General features: G+C 51.5%; 1 rRNA gene. It reads left to right on the forward strand.

What is annotated here, in order from left to right:
• Positions 1 to 17 precede the first annotated feature (17 nt).
• Positions 18 to 2,939 (forward strand): 23S ribosomal RNA (locus tag AC0L0O_RS29875).
• Positions 2,940 to 2,947 lie beyond the last annotated feature (8 nt).

The raw sequence follows: 2,947 nt of genomic DNA on the forward strand, positions 1-2,947 counted from the left end.
TTTTTAATTTTTAGTTTGGTTAAGTTAGAAAGGGCGCACGGTGGATGCCTTGACACTAGGAGTCGATGAAGGACGGGACTAACGCCGATATGCTTCGGGGAGCTGTAAGTAAGCTTTGATCCGAAGATTTCCGAATGGGGAAACCCACCATACGTAATGGTATGGTATCCTTATCTGAATACATAGGGTAAGGAAGACAGACCCAGGGAACTGAAACATCTAAGTACCTGGAGGAAGAGAAAGCAAATGCGATTTCCTGAGTAGCGGCGAGCGAAACGGAACATAGCCCAAACCAAGAGGCTTGCCTCTTGGGGTTGTAGGACATTCTATACGGAGTTACAAAGGAACGAGGTAGACGAAGCGACCTGGAAAGGTCCGTCGTAGAGGGTAACAACCCCGTAGTCGAAACTTCGTTCTCTCTTGAATGTATCCTGAGTACGGCGGAACACGTGAAATTCCGTCGGAATCTGGGAGGACCATCTCCCAAGGCTAAATACTCCCTAGTGATCGATAGTGAACCAGTACCGTGAGGGAAAGGTGAAAAGCACCCCGGAAGGGGAGTGAAAGAGATCCTGAAACCGTGTGCCTACAAATAGTCAGAGCCCGTTAACGGGTGATGGCGTGCCTTTTGTAGAATGAACCGGCGAGTTACGATCCCGTGCGAGGTTAAGCTGAAGAGGCGGAGCCGCAGCGAAAGCGAGTCTGAATAGGGCGTTTAGTACGTGGTCGTAGACCCGAAACCAGGTGATCTACCCATGTCCAGGGTGAAGTTCAGGTAACACTGAATGGAGGCCCGAACCCACGCACGTTGAAAAGTGCGGGGATGAGGTGTGGGTAGCGGAGAAATTCCAATCGAACCTGGAGATAGCTGGTTCTCCCCGAAATAGCTTTAGGGCTAGCCTTAAGTGTAAGAGTCTTGGAGGTAGAGCACTGATTGGACTAGGGGTCCTCATCGGATTACCGAATTCAGTCAAACTCCGAATGCCAATGACTTATCCTTAGGAGTCAGACTGCGAGTGATAAGATCCGTAGTCAAAAGGGAAACAGCCCAGACCGCCAGCTAAGGTCCCAAAGTGTGTATTAAGTGGAAAAGGATGTGGAGTTGCTTAGACAACTAGGATGTTGGCTTAGAAGCAGCCACCATTTAAAGAGTGCGTAATAGCTCACTAGTCGAGTGACTCTGCGCCGAAAATGTACCGGGGCTAAATACACCACCGAAGCTGCGGATTGATACCAATGGTATCAGTGGTAGGGGAGCGTTCTAAGGACAGTGAAGTCAGACCGGAAGGACTGGTGGAGTGCTTAGAAGTGAGAATGCCGGTATGAGTAGCGAAAGACGGGTGAGAATCCCGTCCACCGAATGCCTAAGGTTTCCTGAGGAAGGCTCGTCCGCTCAGGGTTAGTCAGGACCTAAGCCGAGGCCGACAGGCGTAGGCGATGGACAACAGGTTGATATTCCTGTACCACCTCTTTATCGTTTGAGCAATGGAGGGACGCAGAAGGATAGAAGAAGCGTGCGATTGGTTGTGCACGTCCAAGCAGTTAGGCTGATAAGTAGGCAAATCCGCTTATCGTGAAGGCTGAGCTGTGATGGGGAAGCTCCTTATGGAGCGAAGTCTTTGATTCCCCGCTGCCAAGAAAAGCTTCTAGCGAGATAAAAGGTGCCTGTACCGCAAACCGACACAGGTAGGCGAGGAGAGAATCCTAAGGTGTGCGAGAGAACTCTGGTTAAGGAACTCGGCAAAATGACCCCGTAACTTCGGGAGAAGGGGTGCTTTCTTAACGGAAAGCCGCAGTGAATAGGCCCAAGCGACTGTTTAGCAAAAACACAGCTCTCTGCGAAGCCGTAAGGCGAAGTATAGGGGGTGACACCTGCCCGGTGCTGGAAGGTTAAGGAGAGGGGTTAGCGTAAGCGAAGCTCTGAACTGAAGCCCCAGTAAACGGCGGCCGTAACTATAACGGTCCTAAGGTAGCGAAATTCCTTGTCGGGTAAGTTCCGACCCGCACGAAAGGTGTAACGATTTGGGCACTGTCTCAACCAGAGACTCGGTGAAATTATAGTACCTGTGAAGATGCAGGTTACCCGCGACAGGACGGAAAGACCCCGTGGAGCTTTACTGTAGCCTGATATTGAATTTTGGTACAGTTTGTACAGGATAGGCGGGAGCCTTTGAAACCGGAGCGCTAGCTTCGGTGGAGGCGCTGGTGGGATACCGCCCTGACTGTATTGAAATTCTAACCTACGGGTCTTATCGACCCGGGAGACAGTGTCAGGTGGGCAGTTTGACTGGGGCGGTCGCCTCCTAAAGTGTAACGGAGGCGCCCAAAGGTTCCCTCAGAATGGTTGGAAATCATTCGTAGAGTGCAAAGGCATAAGGGAGCTTGACTGCGAGACCTACAAGTCGAGCAGGGACGAAAGTCGGGCTTAGTGATCCGGTGGTTCCGCATGGAAGGGCCATCGCTCAACGGATAAAAGCTACCCCGGGGATAACAGGCTTATCTCCCCCAAGAGTCCACATCGACGGGGAGGTTTGGCACCTCGATGTCGGCTCATCGCATCCTGGGGCTGTAGTCGGTCCCAAGGGTTGGGCTGTTCGCCCATTAAAGCGGTACGCGAGCTGGGTTCAGAACGTCGTGAGACAGTTCGGTCCCTATCCGTCGTGGGCGTAGGAAATTTGAGAGGAGCTGTCCTTAGTACGAGAGGACCGGGATGGACGCACCGCTGGTGTACCAGTTGTTCTGCCAAGGGCATAGCTGGGTAGCTATGTGCGGAAGGGATAAGTGCTGAAAGCATCTAAGCATGAAGCCCCCCTCAAGATGAGATTTCCCATAGCGTAAGCTAGTAAGATCCCTGAAAGATGATCAGGTTGATAGGTTCGAGGTGGAAGCATGGTGACATGTGGAGCTGACGAATACTAATAGATCGAGGACTTAACCATATAATATG

It is taken from the genome of Bacillus sp. GS3m_15504, from assembly GCF_055825275.1.